General features: G+C 66.3%; 17 protein-coding genes. 7 read left to right on the top strand and 10 right to left on the bottom strand.

Annotation, left to right across the window (positions count from 1 at the left end):
- Positions 1-39: 39 nt before the first annotated feature.
- Both MMB92_RS13865 and MMB92_RS13870 read right to left on the bottom strand, forming a co-directional pair.
- Entirely contained in the window at positions 40-1011 is a 972-nt protein-coding gene (locus MMB92_RS13865; RefSeq protein WP_006486933.1) for a thymidylate synthase, read from the bottom strand.
- Between the two features lie 41 nt (positions 1012-1052).
- On the bottom strand, positions 1053-2450 hold the full coding sequence (locus MMB92_RS13870; protein ID WP_006486860.1) for a sigma-54 dependent transcriptional regulator: 1398 nt from the start codon (positions 2448-2450) through the stop codon (positions 1053-1055).
- Between the two features lie 503 nt (positions 2451-2953).
- On the opposite strand from MMB92_RS13870, the gene MMB92_RS13875 reads away from it, so the two are divergent.
- Together MMB92_RS13875 and MMB92_RS13880 are read left to right on the top strand one after the other, a co-directional pair.
- Positions 2954-3280, top strand: coding sequence for a hypothetical protein (locus tag MMB92_RS13875; protein ID WP_006486864.1), 327 nt, complete (start codon positions 2954-2956; stop codon positions 3278-3280).
- 290 nt (positions 3281-3570) lie between these two features.
- Positions 3571-4071: a dihydrofolate reductase gene (locus tag MMB92_RS13880; RefSeq protein ID WP_006493548.1), complete on the top strand. Its 501-nt coding sequence runs from the start codon at positions 3571-3573 to the stop codon at positions 4069-4071.
- Positions 4072-4157: 86 nt separating this feature from the next.
- On the opposite strand, the gene pmbA is transcribed toward MMB92_RS13880, so the two are convergent.
- On the bottom strand, positions 4158-5528 hold the full coding sequence (gene pmbA, locus MMB92_RS13885) for a metalloprotease PmbA (protein ID WP_006493546.1): 1371 nt from the start codon (positions 5526-5528) through the stop codon (positions 4158-4160).
- Positions 5529-5655: 127 nt separating this feature from the next.
- Between pmbA and yjgA the strand changes: the two genes are divergently transcribed.
- Together yjgA and mog are read left to right on the top strand one after the other, a co-directional pair.
- Positions 5656-6258, top strand: a complete 603-nt coding sequence (gene yjgA / locus MMB92_RS13890; RefSeq protein ID WP_276208963.1) for a ribosome biogenesis factor YjgA — start codon at positions 5656-5658, stop codon at positions 6256-6258.
- Positions 6242-6850, top strand: a complete 609-nt coding sequence (gene mog, locus MMB92_RS13895; RefSeq protein WP_077020014.1) for a molybdopterin adenylyltransferase — start codon at positions 6242-6244, stop codon at positions 6848-6850. Before yjgA ends, mog begins: the two co-directional genes overlap by 17 nt.
- Before the next feature lie 34 nt (positions 6851-6884).
- On the opposite strand, the gene orn is transcribed toward mog, so the two are convergent.
- Positions 6885-7505 carry an oligoribonuclease gene (orn, locus tag MMB92_RS13900; RefSeq protein ID WP_006486828.1) on the bottom strand — a complete coding sequence of 207 codons (621 nt, stop codon included), beginning with the start codon at positions 7503-7505 and terminating at the stop codon, positions 6885-6887.
- A 125-nt stretch (positions 7506-7630) separates the two neighbouring features.
- Between orn and MMB92_RS13905 the strand changes: the two genes are divergently transcribed.
- The 3 genes from MMB92_RS13905 to MMB92_RS13915 all read left to right on the top strand — a co-directional run bounded on the left by MMB92_RS13905 (position 7631) and on the right by MMB92_RS13915 (position 10210).
- Positions 7631-8890: a M48 family metallopeptidase gene (locus tag MMB92_RS13905; protein WP_048984637.1), complete on the top strand. Its 1260-nt coding sequence runs from the start codon at positions 7631-7633 to the stop codon at positions 8888-8890.
- On the top strand, positions 8887-9828 hold the full coding sequence (gene rsgA, locus MMB92_RS13910; RefSeq protein WP_006486937.1) for a ribosome small subunit-dependent GTPase A: 942 nt from the start codon (positions 8887-8889) through the stop codon (positions 9826-9828). Before MMB92_RS13905 ends, rsgA begins: the two co-directional genes overlap by 4 nt.
- 64 nt (positions 9829-9892) lie before the next feature.
- On the top strand, positions 9893-10210 hold the full coding sequence (locus MMB92_RS13915) for a hypothetical protein (RefSeq protein WP_011351362.1): 318 nt from the start codon (positions 9893-9895) through the stop codon (positions 10208-10210).
- A gap of 77 nt (positions 10211-10287) precedes the next feature.
- Here MMB92_RS13915 and MMB92_RS13920 read toward each other — a convergent pair whose 3' ends face one another.
- The 6 genes from MMB92_RS13920 to rpsP all read right to left on the bottom strand — a co-directional run bounded on the left by MMB92_RS13920 (position 10288) and on the right by rpsP (position 14417).
- Positions 10288-11226: a CobD/CbiB family protein gene (locus MMB92_RS13920; RefSeq protein ID WP_006486900.1), complete on the bottom strand. Its 939-nt coding sequence runs from the start codon at positions 11224-11226 to the stop codon at positions 10288-10290.
- A gap of 120 nt (positions 11227-11346) precedes the next feature.
- Positions 11347-12033: a CoA pyrophosphatase gene (locus MMB92_RS13925; protein ID WP_006486824.1), complete on the bottom strand. Its 687-nt coding sequence runs from the start codon at positions 12031-12033 to the stop codon at positions 11347-11349.
- Positions 12034-12120: 87 nt separating this feature from the next.
- Positions 12121-12513 carry a 50S ribosomal protein L19 gene (rplS, locus tag MMB92_RS13930; RefSeq protein ID WP_006486838.1) on the bottom strand — a complete coding sequence of 131 codons (393 nt, stop codon included), beginning with the start codon at positions 12511-12513 and terminating at the stop codon, positions 12121-12123.
- A gap of 133 nt (positions 12514-12646) precedes the next feature.
- Entirely contained in the window at positions 12647-13441 is a 795-nt protein-coding gene (gene trmD, locus MMB92_RS13935; protein WP_006486979.1) for a tRNA (guanosine(37)-N1)-methyltransferase TrmD, read from the bottom strand.
- 1 nt (position 13442) lies between these two features.
- Positions 13443-14120 carry a ribosome maturation factor RimM gene (gene rimM / locus MMB92_RS13940; RefSeq protein WP_006493547.1) on the bottom strand — a complete coding sequence of 226 codons (678 nt, stop codon included), beginning with the start codon at positions 14118-14120 and terminating at the stop codon, positions 13443-13445.
- A gap of 42 nt (positions 14121-14162) precedes the next feature.
- Positions 14163-14417: a 30S ribosomal protein S16 gene (rpsP, locus tag MMB92_RS13945; protein WP_006476550.1), complete on the bottom strand. Its 255-nt coding sequence runs from the start codon at positions 14415-14417 to the stop codon at positions 14163-14165.
- Positions 14418-14427: the final 10 nt, after the last annotated feature.

Below are 14427 nucleotides of genomic sequence, written 5' to 3' on the forward strand. Positions count from 1 at the left end.
GGTGCGGAGCGATGGACCCGCGCGGCCCCGGCCGCGCGATCAGACCGCCATCGGCGCGGTCAGCGGCTCATGGTGCCGATAGCCGACGAGCGAGAAATCGGACGGCTCGACCTGCTCCAGCCATTCCGGCGCATAGACGCCCGTCTTCGCGTAGTCGGGCACGCGCTCGGCAATTTCCAGCCGCGGGCTTTCGTACGGCTCGCGGGTGAGTTGCTGCTGCAGCATGTCGAGCTGGTTCTCGTAGATGTGGGCGTCGCCGATGAAATACGTGAACCAGCGCGGCGTGTAGCCCGTCAGCCGGCCGACGAGCGACAGCAGCGCGGCCCCTTCCGTCAGGTTGAACGGCGTGCCGAGGCCGACGTCGTTGCTGCGGATGTACAGGCACAGCGAGATCTCTCGCTTCGTCGCGTTCGGCAGGAACTGGTACAGCAGATGGCACGCGGGCAGCGCGATCTGGTCGAGCACGGCCGGATTCCATGCGTGAAACAGGATGCGGCGATCGGACGGGTTCTCCATGATCGTGTCCAGGCACTGGCGCAACTGATCGATCGCCTTGTACAGCAGCACCTTCGGCGCGCCGTCTTCGTCGAAACGCGTGACGATCCGGAAGCCGCGGCGGGTCGCATCGGCGATCTGCGCGTCCGCGCCGGCATCCAGCACCTTGTAGCCCGGCCACTGGCGCCATTGCACGCCGTAGACGTCGCCGAGATCGTCCACGCCCTGGCGATACGGGTTCGCGAGCCACTGTGCGTTCTCGTTCGCGTTCGCATCCCACACCTTGCAGCCGAGCGCACGGAAATCGGCCGCGCTGCGCGACGCGCGCAGGAAACCAACCAGTTCGCCGATCGCGGACTTGAACGCGAGCTTCTTGGTCGTCACGGCCGGGAAGCCTTGCTGCAGGTCGAAGCGCAGCATCGCGCCCGGCATGCTGATGGTGCGGATTCCCGTCCGGTTCTCCTGCCAGCTGCCGGTATCGAGAATGGTACGAACGAGATCGAGATACTGTTTCATGCGGGTTCCTTCGGCCGCGAGGGCGGCCGTACCCGCCAATTTTAACAAGCGTGACGCGGAAGCTCCGGCAACGGCGCCGAAAACCCTCCGAGCGTGTCGCCGCGATCGCGCATCCCGTGTGCGCACATCAGCCGGTAGAGCGTGACGCGCGATACGCCGAGTTCGCGCGCGGCATCCGCGAAACGGCCGCGATGGCGCAGCAGCGCCTGCTCGATCGCCTGCCGTTCGGCCGCCTCGCGCGCCTCCAGCAGCGACACCGGCGCAAGCGCCGCATAGTCGTTCAGTTCGAGATCGGCCGACGTGATCATCCGGCCTTCCGACATCACGATCGCGCGGCGCACGCGGTTGATCAGCTCGCGCACGTTGCCCGGCCACGAATAGCCGTACAGCGACGCGACCGCATCCGGGGAAAAGCCGCGCAGACGGCGATGCGCATCGCCCTTGAAGCGCTCGAGCATGTGGCGCGCGAGCACCTCGATGTCCTTGCCGCGCGCGCGCAGCGGCGGCTCCTCGATCTTCAGCACGCACAACCGATGAAACAGGTCCTCGCGGAAGCGCCCTTCGCGCAGCGCCGCTTCCATGTCCACGTGCGTCGCGCAGATCACGCGCACATCGACCGGCACCGACACGTGCGCGCCGAGCCGCTCGATCTTGCCTTCCTGCAGGAAGCGCAACAGGCTCGCCTGGCTTTCGAGCGGCAGATCGCCAATCTCGTCGAGAAACAGCGTGCCGCCGTTGGCGGCCTCGACGCGACCGATCTTGCGCTGGTTCGCACCGGTGAACGCGCCGCGTTCATAGCCGAACAGTTCGGCCTGCAGCAGCGTCGACGGTATCGCGCCGCAATTGATCGCAATGAACGGCGCCTGCGCACGCGACGAGCGCTCGTGAATCGCGACCGCCGTCAGCTCCTTGCCCGTACCCGATTCGCCGGAGATGAATACCGGTGCGTCGGTCGCCGCGACGCGGCGGATCGTCCTGAAGAGCCCGAGCATCGCATCGCAGGTGCCGACCATCTCGCCTTCGCTGCGTCCGGCGCCGACGGGCGGCGCAACGGGATCGGTCAGGGCGACCATGCCGTGCGCATGACCGACCGTCTCGACGATCCGCGCCGTTTCGTACGGCATCGTCACGTAGTCGAAGCAATAGTCGCGAATGAGGTGGCGCAGCGTCGCGTCCTGCAACTGGCCGCGCCGCGTCGCCGCGATCCAGCCGATGTGCTGGATGCTCAGGCAGGATTCGAGTTCACGCAGATCCGACGGCTTGAAGCCCGGCGAGAAATCGAGCAGGCCGGCGGTTGCGACGCCATGCTGCACGACGCGCCGCACATCGCGCACGGTCTCGGCCAGATCGACGCGCCAGCCGCATTCGTCGAAATGGCCGCGCAACGCGTCGTTCGGTTCGCGCGAATAGTAGATCACGTGCCGCTGATCGGCTCCCATATGCTCACCCCGTTCATCAACCGTCTAACGATTGCCGCACACGTCAAGGTCACGTGCAAAAGGATCGAATCGGGTCAGCCCAAGGTGGCTCGATTCGCCATGCCGATGCGCGGCAACGACACAGCCTCGCATGATGGCGCTTATCTCGCGTCCAGTTATTTTTGATCAAGACTGCTTGGTTATAGGCACCGAATACGACAAAGCCGTTTCAGTGCCGATGGCGATGCGGCCGAATCGCTCAGGAGGTCGATGCAGATCAATCATCTGCACATAGCCCATGCGCAGGGAAGGGTTTCGTCATCAACACACGCGCCGATTTTCATCCTTGAAGCGTATCGATTGAATCAGCAGTATTCCCGAGCCCCCTCGTTTCAGGCCTGAAACATTTTCAGGCGTTTTTGGCCACAATTCGCAACGCTTGAGCAGGAATCGCAATGGCGGCAATGGTCCCGGTACCGTGGCATGTATTTCGCTGAATACGGGAACGACCGGAGACAGTCGCCATGCGAAAACATCTTTTACTTTCTTTCGTGCCGATGACGCTCGTGCTCTCGGCAGCCGGCCCGCCCGCACCGGCATGCGCGGACGAAGGCATGCGGCCGGATCGCGCCATGCTGGTTGCCGAGCCTGTGCCGAGCATGCAGCTCGGCGACGGCTTCAGTATCGTGACCGTGTCGGCGCCGCAACCGCTGCCGGCCGCCCAGGCCTCCGTGACGCTTTGGGACGAGATCCCGCCGCCGCCCCAGTTGCCGATGCCGCTGCCGGCGCCGCAACCGTCGGACATGCGGCACGCGATGGGCGGCAACGCGCGAGGCAGTACGCATCCTTGATGCTCGCGTCGCTTCGATTCGATCAGGATTCCGTATTGAACTGACGATCCGGTCGAACGCGCTGCCCTCGATCGGAACCGGTATCGCCGATCTCGCGGCACAAAACGTTTTTTGTGCTCCGTCCCCCGGCGGGCACTCTTTTTATTCGGACGGTCGCCGCGACGCGGAGCATCACGCGTCGCGGCGCACGGCACGGGAAACGCCGACGTCCCTACCGGCGTGCGGAATCCGGAGCGTGCCGCCGTTCCGGTAAAATCGGCCCATTCCGTTTTCCCTCTTCCCCGACCTTCATGACGACGTTGACCCTGATCGTCGCGCGTGCCCGCAACGGCATCATCGGCCGCGACAACCAGTTGCCCTGGAAACTTCCCGAGGACCTCGCGTTCTTCAAGCGCACGACGATGGGTGCGCCGATCGTGATGGGCCGCAAGACCCACGAGTCAATCGGGCGGCCGCTGCCGGGCCGCCGCAATATCGTCGTCACGCGCGACGCGACGCGCCGTTTCGAAGGCTGCGACACGGTCACGTCGCTGGCCGATGCGCTGGCGCTCGCCGCGCGCGACGGCGCACCCGAGGCATTCCTGATCGGCGGCGCGCAACTCTATGCGGAAGGTCTCACGCTCGCCGACAAGCTGGTCGTCACCGAGATCGATGCGGACTTCGACGGCGACGCATCGTTCCCGGCGCCCGACGCCGCGCACTGGCAGGAAATCTCGCGCGACGCACATCAGGCAGCCGCGCCGAACACGTTCGGCTATGCGTTCGTCGTCTACGCACGCAAGCGCGGCTGACGCCTGCTTCCGCACGATGAAAAAAGCCCGACCGGTTTGCGCCGGTCGGGCTTTTTCGTTTCCAGGCGGCCGGTGCCGCGTGCGGCTTACTGCCCCGCGATCGTCATCTGCTCGATCAGCACCGAGCCGGTTTCCTTCGTCCCGCGCACGATCGAATCCGCACCGATCGCGACGATATGGCGGAACATCTCCTGCAGCGTGCTGGCGACGGTGATTTCCTCGACCGGATACTGGATCACGCCGTTCTCCACCCAGAAGCCCGCCGCGCCGCGCGAATAGTCGCCCGTCACGTAGTTCACGCCCTGCCCCATCAGTTCGGTCAGCAGCAGGCCCGTGCCGAGTTTCTTCAGCATCGCGTCGAAGTCGTCGCCCGCCTGCGTGTTCGAGCTGCGCAGCGCGAGGTTGTGCGAGCCGCCCGCGTTGCCGGTGGTTTGCGTGCCGAGCTTGCGTGCCGAATAGGTCGACAGGAAATAGCCTTCGACGACGCCGTCCTTCACGACGCTGCGCGCACGCGTGCGCACGCCTTCCTCGTCGAACGGTGCGCTGCCCATCGCGCGCGGCACGTGCGGATCCTCGACGACCTGGACGTGCGGCGCGAACACCGGCTTGCCGAGGCTGTCGACGAGGAACGACGTCTTGCGATACAGCGCGCCGCCGCTCACTGCCTGCACGAAGGCGCCGAGCAGGCCGGCCGCGAGCGGCGCCTCGAACAGCACGGGCACCTTGCGCGTGTCGAGACGGCGCGCGCCCATCCGCGCGAGCGCGCGTTCGGCCGCGTAACGGCCCACCGCTTCGGGCGCGGCGAGATCGATCGCGCTGCGCTTCGACGAATACCAGTCGTCGCGCTGCATGTGGCGGCCGCTGCCCGCGATCGGCGCGCACGCGATGTAGTGGCGCGAGTACGGATAGCCGGCGAGGAAGCCGCGCGACGTCGCGAGCACGAATTGCGAATGCTGCGCCGACACGCTCGCGCCTTCCGAATTGCGGATCTGCGGGCTGACCGCGAACGCGGCGTCTTCCGCGCGGCGAGCGAGCTCGACGGCTTCGTCGGCGCTCAGCGCCCACGGGTGGTACAGATCGAGGTCGCGCGGGTCGGTTTCGAGCAGCTCGGTTTCGGCGAGACCGGCCGCTTCGTCCTCGGCCGTGAAGCGCGCGATGTTGTACGCGGCAGCGACGGTGTCCTTGATCGCGGCCGGCGAGAAGTCCGACGTGCTCGCGTTGCCGCGCTTCTTGCCGATGAACACGGTCACGCCGACCATCTTGTCGCGGTTGTGCTCGATCGTTTCGACTTCGCCGCGGCGCACCGACACCGACAGGCCGTCGCCCTCGGAGATTTCGGTCGCGGCGTCCGTCGCGCCGAGCGCCTTCGCATGGCGAAGGATGTCCGATGCGATTTCCTTGAGCTGGTCCTGCGTGTGCGGGAAATAGCGCGCTTGTACGTCGAGATTGGCTGCCATCGTCTTGGTATCCGGTGGCGGGCGGGCGCCCGCATGGTCAAAATGTTGCGTATCCCGCGATCATAGCAAGGTCCGGGGCCGGACACAGACAAGCTTGGGGTGTCCGCGCCGCGATACAATGCGGCCCATGACACGCAAAACCCGAATCCAGCCGATCGAACATGCCGTCGATGACGACGACAATGGCTACGATCGCCCCAGCAAATCCCAGTTGAAGCGCGAAATGCACGCGCTGCAGGAACTCGGCCAGGCGCTCGTCGACCTGCCGAAGGACGCGCTCAAGCGCATGCCGATGCCCGAAGATCTCGCCGACGCCGTGCGCGAGGCGCGCCGGATCACCGATCACGAGGGCAAGCGCCGCCAGCTCCAGTACGTCGGCCGCGTGATGCGCTCGCTGACCGACGACGAAACGGCCGCGCTGCGTACCGCGCTCGACGCGCAACGCGGCGTGAACAAGGCCGCGACAGCCCGCCTGCACTGGATCGAGCGCACGCGCGAGCAGCTGCTCGCGAGCGACGACGCACTGACCGAATTCCTGCGCCAGCACCCCGACGCCGACATCCAGGAAGGCCGCACGCTGATCCGCAACGCGCGCAAGGAAGCGCAGCAAGGCAAGCCGCCGCGCTATTTCCGCGAGCTGTTCCAGTGGATCAAGGCCGCGGGCGGCGCATCCGACAGCGACGACGAAGCGGCCGACGACGCCGGAGACGACCATGACGACGAAGCATAACCACCCGGACGAACTCGTGGTCGGCCTCGTGTCGATCAGCGACCGCGCGAGTACGGGCGTCTACGAAGACAAGGGCATTCCGGCGCTGCAGGAATGGCTCGCCGGCGCGCTGGTTTCGCCGTGGCGCGCCGAAACGCGCCTGATCCAGGACGATGCGCCGACGATCTCGGCCACGCTGACCGAGCTCGTCGACGTCGCCGGCTGCGACCTCGTGCTGACGACGGGCGGCACCGGCCCCGCGCGCCGCGACGTGACGCCGGAAGCCACGCTGGCCGTGGCGACGAAGGAAATGCCGGGATTCGGCGAGCAGATGCGGCAGATCAGCCTGAATTTCGTGCCGACCGCGATCCTGTCGCGGCAGGTCGCGGTGATCCGAGAAACGGCCGACCATGCGGCGCTGATCATCAACCTGCCCGGCCAGCCCAAGTCGATCCGGGAAACGCTGGAAGGGCTGCGCGACGCCGACGGCAAGCCGACCGTGCCCGGCATCTTCGCCGCGGTGCCCTACTGCATCGACCTGATCGGCGGCCCGTATGTCGAGACCGACGCCGCGGTGGTCGCGGCGTTCCGGCCGAAAAGCGCGCGGCGCTGAGCGTTTGCCGGGCGCTGCGCGCGTGCCGGCCCGCTCACGCGGCCGGCGCGGATTCCCCTGCCGACACCGACGCGGCCGGAATCAGGAAATGCTCGCGGTAATACTTCAGCTCGTCGATCGATTCGTGGATGTCCGCGAGCGCAGTGTGCATCGCCCGCTTCTGGAAACCCTTGTAGATGGCCGGCTGCCAGCGGCGGCACAGCTCCTTGAGCGTGCTGACGTCGAGGTTGCGGTAGTGGAAGAATCGCTCGAATTCCGGCATCCAGCGCGCCATGAAGCGGCGGTCCTGGCAAATCGAGTTGCCGCACATCGGCGACTTGCCGGGCGACACGTACTGCGCGAGGAACGCCTGCAGTTGCGCGGCGGCGTCCGCCTCGGTCACGGTCGATGCGCGCACGCGGTCGATCAGGCCGGAACGGCCGTGCGTCGACTTGTTCCAGTCGTCCATCTTCGCGAGCGTCTCGTCGCTCTGGTGGATCGCGAACACCGGGCCCTCGACGGCAATGTCGAGCGTGGAGTTGGTCACGACGACCGCGATCTCGATGATGCGGTCGTTATCCGGGTCGAGGCCCGTCATCTCCATGTCGAGCCAGACGAGGTTCAACTCGTTGCGCACGAGCGCGGGCTGGCTGGCGGAAGCGGCGGTATCGGTCATGATTCATCCTGGAAAATGGCGGACCGGGCGCGCCGATGCAGCGCCGCCCGGGCGGCCGGCATCGCATCAGCGGGGCCGGTCCGCAAGAACATATAATTCTCGCATAGAACCCTTTGGCGCCTTCGATGTCACCCTTTTCGTTCACCCTGCTGTTCGCGCTCGCCGTACTCGCGATGGTCGTCACCAAACTGTGGCTCGCATCGCGGCAGATCCGCTTCGTCGCCGCGCACCGTAACGGCGTACCCGCGCAGTTCAGCGCCACCATCCCGCTGACCGCCCACCAGCGCGCGGCCGACTACACGGTCGAGCGCACCCGGCTGACGATGCTCGAGATCGTCGTCAGCGCGGCCGTGCTGGTCGGCCTCACGCTGCTCGGCGGCGTCGGCGCGCTCGACACGCTGCTGACCGGCTGGCTCGGCCGCGGCTACGGGCAGCAGGTCGCGCTGGTCGCCGCGGTGCTCGTGATCACGGGCGTGATCGACGTGCCGTTCGAGTATTACCGCCAGTTCGGGATCGAGCAGCGCTTCGGCTTCAACCGGATGACGAAGCAGCTGTTCTTCACCGACATGCTGAAGAATTCGCTGCTCGGCGCCGCGCTCGGCCTGCCGCTGCTGTTCGTCGTGCTGTGGCTGATGAACCAGGCCGGCAGCCTGTGGTGGCTGTGGACCTGGATCGTGTGGGTCGCGTTCCAGATGCTCGTGCTGCTGATCTACCCGACCTTCATCGCGCCGCTCTTCAACAAGTTCGAGCCGCTGAAGGACGACGCGCTGCGCGCGCGCATCGAGTCGCTGATGAAGCGCTGCGGCTTCGCGGCCAAGGGGCTGTTCGTGATGGACGGCAGCCGCCGCTCCGCGCACGGCAACGCGTACTTCACGGGCTTCGGCGCATCGAAACGGATCGTGTTCTTCGACACGCTGCTCGCGCGCCTGTCCGGCCAGGAGATCGAGGCCGTGCTCGCGCACGAACTCGGCCACTTCAAGCGCCGCCACGTGATGAAGCGCATGCTCGTGTCGTTCGTGCTGAGCCTCGTGCTGCTCGCGCTGCTCGGCTGGCTCGCGCAGCGCACGTGGTTCTATACGGGGCTCGGCGTCACGCCGTCGCTCGACACCAGCAACGCGGGCGCCGCGCTCGTGCTGTTCTTCCTCGCGATTCCCGTGTTCCTGTTCTTCGCGACGCCGTTCAGCAGCCTCACGTCGCGCAAGCACGAATTCGAGGCCGACGCGTTCGCGGCCAGCCAGACCGACGCGCAGGATCTCGTCAGCGCGCTCGTGAAACTCTACGAGGACAACGCGTCGACGCTGACGCCCGACCCCGTCTACACGGCCTTCTACTACTCGCATCCGCCGGCCTCGCAGCGGATCGACCGCCTGCTGCAACACGCATGAGCCGGCCGACCTCCCGCAAGCCGGCCCCGCGCGCGTCGAGCGCGCAACGGGCCGAAGGCCGCGTGATCGCGGCGCACGGCCGCCACTACATCGTCGCCCCCGACGACGGCGGCCCGATGCTGCAATGCTTCCCGCGCGGCAAGAAGAGCGACATCGCGGTCGGCGACCGCGTCGCGTACGAACTCGCGTCGGCCGACCAGGGCGTGATCGTGGAAATCGGCGAACGGCGCAACCTGCTGTACCGCTCCGACCAGTTCAAATCGAAGCTGTTCGCCGCGAACCTCGACCAGTTGCTGATCGTGCTCGCGACCGAGCCCTATTTCAGCGAGGATCTGCTCGGCCGCGCGCTGATCGCCGCCGAAGCGAACGAGCTGAAGCCGCTCGTCGTGCTGAACAAGATCGACGTCGAGGCCGCGCTGCCGGTCGCGCGCGAACGCCTCGCCCCGTACCGCGCGCTCGGCTACGACGTGCTCGAGCTGTCGGTGAAAGGCGCGCCGGACGATGCGCGCGCGCAGCTGATGCCGCACCTCGCCGGGCATTCGACGATCCTGCTCGGCCAGTCCGGGATGGGCAAGTCGACGCTCGTGAACCTGCTCGTGCCCGACGCCGAAGCCGCAACCCGCGAGATTTCGGCCGCGCTCAACAGCGGCCGTCACACGACGACGTTCACGCGCCTGTACCCGCTGGAAGGCGGCGGTGCGCTGATCGATTCGCCGGGCTTCCAGGAATTCGGCCTCTACCACCTGACCGAAGGCCGCCTCGAGCGCGCGTTTCCGGAATTCCGGCCGCTGCTCGCGGACTGCCGTTTCTATAATTGCCATCATCTGCACGAGCCCGGCTGCGCGATCCTCGAAGCGGTCGCCGACGGCCGTATCGCGCCGTCGCGGCACGCGCTGTACGCGCAGCTCGTGCACGAGGCGAGCCAGATCGTCCGCTGACCGCGCGACGTGCACGACGGCCGGCCGGCGCCAGCCGGGCCGGCTTTCATCGACAGGAGCCGCGATGCGTTTCAAGGCACCCGACCTCGCGACCGCGCAGCATTGGGCCAACGTGCTCCAGGTAGCCGGCATCGGTTGCGAACTGCACAACTGCTACGCGACCGGCGCGCTCGGCGGCCTGCCGGCCGATGCGTGCACGCCCGAGCTGTGGCTCGACGACGAACGTGACGACGCGCTCGCCCGCCGGCTCCTCGACGCCGCGTCGCACGGCCCGTCGGCGGGCGCGGCGCCCTGGCGCTGCCGGCAGTGCGGCGAAGCGCTCGAAGCGCAATTCACCGCGTGCTGGCAATGCGGCGCCGTGCGTGACCCGCTCGATGACTGAATGCACCGCGCTGACACACAGCGAAAAGGCCGGCATCGAGCCGGCCTTTTCATTTCATCGCGCGTCAGGCTGCCCCGTCACGACACCCAGACGGCAAGCGTCAGCATCAGCAGCAGGATCATCCACAGAATCACCGCACGCCATACGAGGCCGACCGCCGACTGCAGCGTGCGCGGCGTGCAATCGTCACCAACTGTCAACGGGCCGCTGTCGCCGACTGCCAGCGCATCGAGGCTCGACGGTTCCGCGAGCGGCCCGGCAAGACGCGCGCCGAGCGCCCCGCTGCCGGCGGCCAGCAGTACGCCGTCGTTCGGGTCGGGCCACTGGCGCGTGTGATTGCGCCACGCGTAAATCGCATCCTCGAAATTGCCGACGATCGCGAAACCGAGCGCCGTCAGTCGGGACGGAATCCAGTCGATCACGAAGAACGCACGCTGCGCGAACGTCGAGAACGCGGCCGTACGGTCGTCGCCCGGCGTCGCCCAGCTGCGCGCGAGATATTCGGAAATCCGGTACAGCACGGCGCCGGCCGGGCCGATCGGCAGCACGTACCAGAAGAACACGCCGAACACGTGGCGATGCGACGCGACGACCGCATGGATCAGCGTATGGCGGACGATTTCACCCACCGGCATGTCGACCGTGTCGATGCCCGTCCATTCATGGAGGATTTCACGCGCGCGCGGCACGTCGTCGTTGTTGAGCGCGAGGTGGATGTCGGTGAAGTAGTGGCTGAACTGGCGGAAGCCGAGCGTGAAATACACGACGGCGACGTTCCACAGGAACGCGAGCACGAAGCTCACCTTGTACAGCAGGAAATAGATCAGCGCGACGATCAGCACCCACGGCAGCACGACCGCAAGCCATGCGAGGATCCCGTGCTTCTGCTTGCCGGCGTCGAGGCCATGCGCGACGGTTTCCGCATGAAACTGGAACAGCGCGAATACCGGATTGCTCGGCGACAACGCGCGGACCTGTTCGATGATGAGAGCGAGGAGAACCGAAAAGAAAGTCATGCGTGGCGCCGTCTTCGGAGTTATGTCATTTTTTGCATAACGATAGCACAGCGTCAGCCGCGCATGGCTGCCGGCGCGGTCGCCCGGCAGCCGGTCGCGCGCGCCAGTCGGCGCGCCCGCCTAGCCGGCGGCCAAGAAGCGATACAGATTGCGAAACATGCCGGCAGTTGCGCCCCAGATGAAGTAATGCCCGCCCGGTTCGCCATTCGGATAGGGCATGGCAAAAAAACGACGCTCGCCGCCTTCCCACCGGAACACGCGGACCTGATGGTTCGCGGGATTCATCACGAACGCGAGCGGCACTTCGAAAATCTCGGCGACTTCGAACGTATCGGCCTGCACGGTAAACGGCGGATGCACGAGGCCGACGACCGGCGTCACGCAGAAACCCGTGCCGGTCAGGTAGTCGGGCAGCGCGCCGAGAATCTCGACGCGTTCGGCGGCCAGCCCGATCTCTTCCTTCGCCTCGCGCAACGCGGTGGCGGTCGCATCGCGGTCGAACGGCTCGCGACGGCCGCCGGGAAAGCTGATCTGTCCGGCGTGGTCGTTCAGGTGATCGGCGCGCTGCGTCAGCAGCACGGTGAGGCCTGACTCGCGGACGACGAGCGGCACGAGGACGGCCGCGCTACGCGGATCGACGCCCTCCTGCAGCCTCGCCTCGCCGGGCTCGACGCTCCATTCGAGCGTGCGCGCGAAACGTTCGCGCAGGCCGGACGGCGTCATCAGCCGGGAGTCGATGACGGGCAGGCCGGCGCCGGTGCCTTCGACCGGCAAGACTTCGGGATCGATGATGGGGCGGCGATTCAATGGGGCTCTCGGGTTCGTGTCGTATCGAGCATATTGTCGCGCCAGAATGAAAAAAGCACCCGGTTGGGTGCTTTTTCCTTACAGCTCTTACTCTTGGGAAGCTGCTGCGGCGCGATCCTTCGACACCAGCTTTTCCTTGATACGAGCCGACTTGCCCGAACGCTCGCGCAGGTAGTACAGCTTCGCACGACGCACATCACCGCGACGCTTCACGACGATGCTTGCCAGCAGCGGCGAGTACGTCTGGAACGTACGCTCGACGCCTTCGCCCGACGAGATCTTGCGAACGATGAAGTTCGAGTTCAGACCACGATTGCGAATCGCGATCACGACGCCTTCGTAAGCCTGAACGCGCTTGCGGTTACCTTCAACCACGTTCACGTTCACGATCACCGTGTCGCCCGGGGCGAAATCGGGGATCGTCTTGCCGGCGAGCGCGCGCTCGATTTCTTCCTGCTCAAGTTTTGCGATCAGATTCATTACTGACTCCTTATGCCATCGTGTCGGCGTTGGCACCCGCCTGCTTCCAGGCCTGGCCCCGATAGAGGATGGATTCACATCAGGCACCGTACACGCATGTACGGCACCGCCAATTCCCGCTCGCGCAGCCGCCTCAGGAGGCGTCCTTCGCTTCGCGTGCGAGGTTCGCAAGCCACGCCTCGTCGGCCCGGCTCAACAACTTTTCGCGGCGCGCCCGGACGATCAGGTCCGGCCGCTTCCGCAACGTATTCCTCAATGCTTCCTGGCGCCGCCACTTCTCGATCTCGGCATGATGCCCGCCGAGCAACACGTCCGGCACGCGCACGCCGTCGTATTCCTCGGGACGCGTGTAGTGCGGACAATCGAGCAGACCATCGGCGAAGCTGTCCTGCACTGCCGACAGCGAATCGTTCAGCACACCGGGCAGCAACCGCACGACTGCATCCATCATCGCCATCGCCGGCAGCTCGCCGCCCGACAGCACGAAATCGCCGAGGCTGATTTCCTCGTCGACGCAACGGTCGAGCAGGCGCTGATCGATCGCTTCGTAACGACCGCACAGCACGACGACGCCGGGTTCCTGCGCCATCCGCACCGCGCGATCATGCGTGAGCGGCGCGCCTTGCGGCGACATCATCACGACGCGCGTGCTCGCGATGCCCTGCTCCGCCTGTGCCGCTTTCGCGGCATCGATCGCGGCTTCGAGCGGCCTCGCCAGCATCACCATGCCCGGACCGCCGCCGTACGGACGATCGTCGACCGTGCGGTAGTTGTCCGTCGTGAAATCACGCGGGTTCCAGGTGCGCAGCCCGAAGCGCCCCTGCTTGACGGCCCGGCTGGTGATTCCCCAGTCGGTCAGTGCGCGGAACATCTCGGGAAAGAGCGTGATGACGTCGAACTGCACCGCGCTCTCGGTAACCTGGTTCATTTCAGTAATCGGCTTCCCAGTCGACGACGATGCGACGCGCCGCCTGATCCACCGTTTTGACGTAGACGCCGACGAACGGAATCAACCGCTCGTCGGTGGTCGGCCGACCGTCTTTGCCGGTCGCCGGATACTCGACACGCATGATCGAATGCACGCCGTTGTCGATCATCCCGCTCACCTTCCCGAGCGCCACCGATTGCTCGTTGACGACCTCGAGACCGATCAGGTCGACCCAATAGAATTCGTCCGCGGCCAGTGCCGGGAAATCTTCCCGGCGCACGAACACGCGAAAGCCGCGCATGGACAGCGCAGCATCGCGGTCGCTGACGCCCGCGGGTTGCGCAACGACAGTGTCGCTGTGCGTCTTCGACTGCATGATGCGGACGGAAAGCCGCTCCGCACCGCGTTCCAGCCACCAGCGACGCGCATTGAGCAGCGCGTCGCCACCGCGACCGGCATCGGCATGCGCCGCCACCTTGACCCAGCCTTTCAGGCCGTAGGCGTCGACCACCGCCCCGACCTCGACGGCATCGTCGGGCCAGGTTTGCGTCGCGTCGGGGCCGCCTGGTTCGGCAGCCTGACCGGCGTTCGCGACCATGTCGCGCTCGACCGGTTTGCGGACGAATGCGCCGAATGACGCACGCCCGCGCCTTGCATTACCGGAATCGTGACCCGCCATCAATGCACCTCATAGCCGGCACGACCGGCACACCGTGCCATGTTAGGCAGCCGGTTGCGCCTTTTGCGCTTCCTTCACGAGACGCTGGACGGTCGGCGACAGTTGCGCGCCAACGCCTTGCCAGTACGTCAGGCGATCCTGAGCGATACGCAGCGATTCGCCCTTCGTGGCGACCGGGTTGTAGAAGCCGACGCGCTCGATGAAGCGGCCGTCACGACGGTTGCGCGAATCGGTAGCAACGATGTTGTAGAACGGGCGCTTCTTCGAGCCGCCACGAGCCAGACGGATGATAACCATATGATGTCCT

It is taken from the genome of Burkholderia sp. IO2, from assembly GCF_029522185.1.
In the GTDB taxonomy this organism is placed as follows: domain Bacteria; phylum Pseudomonadota; class Gammaproteobacteria; order Burkholderiales; family Burkholderiaceae; genus Burkholderia; species Burkholderia cenocepacia.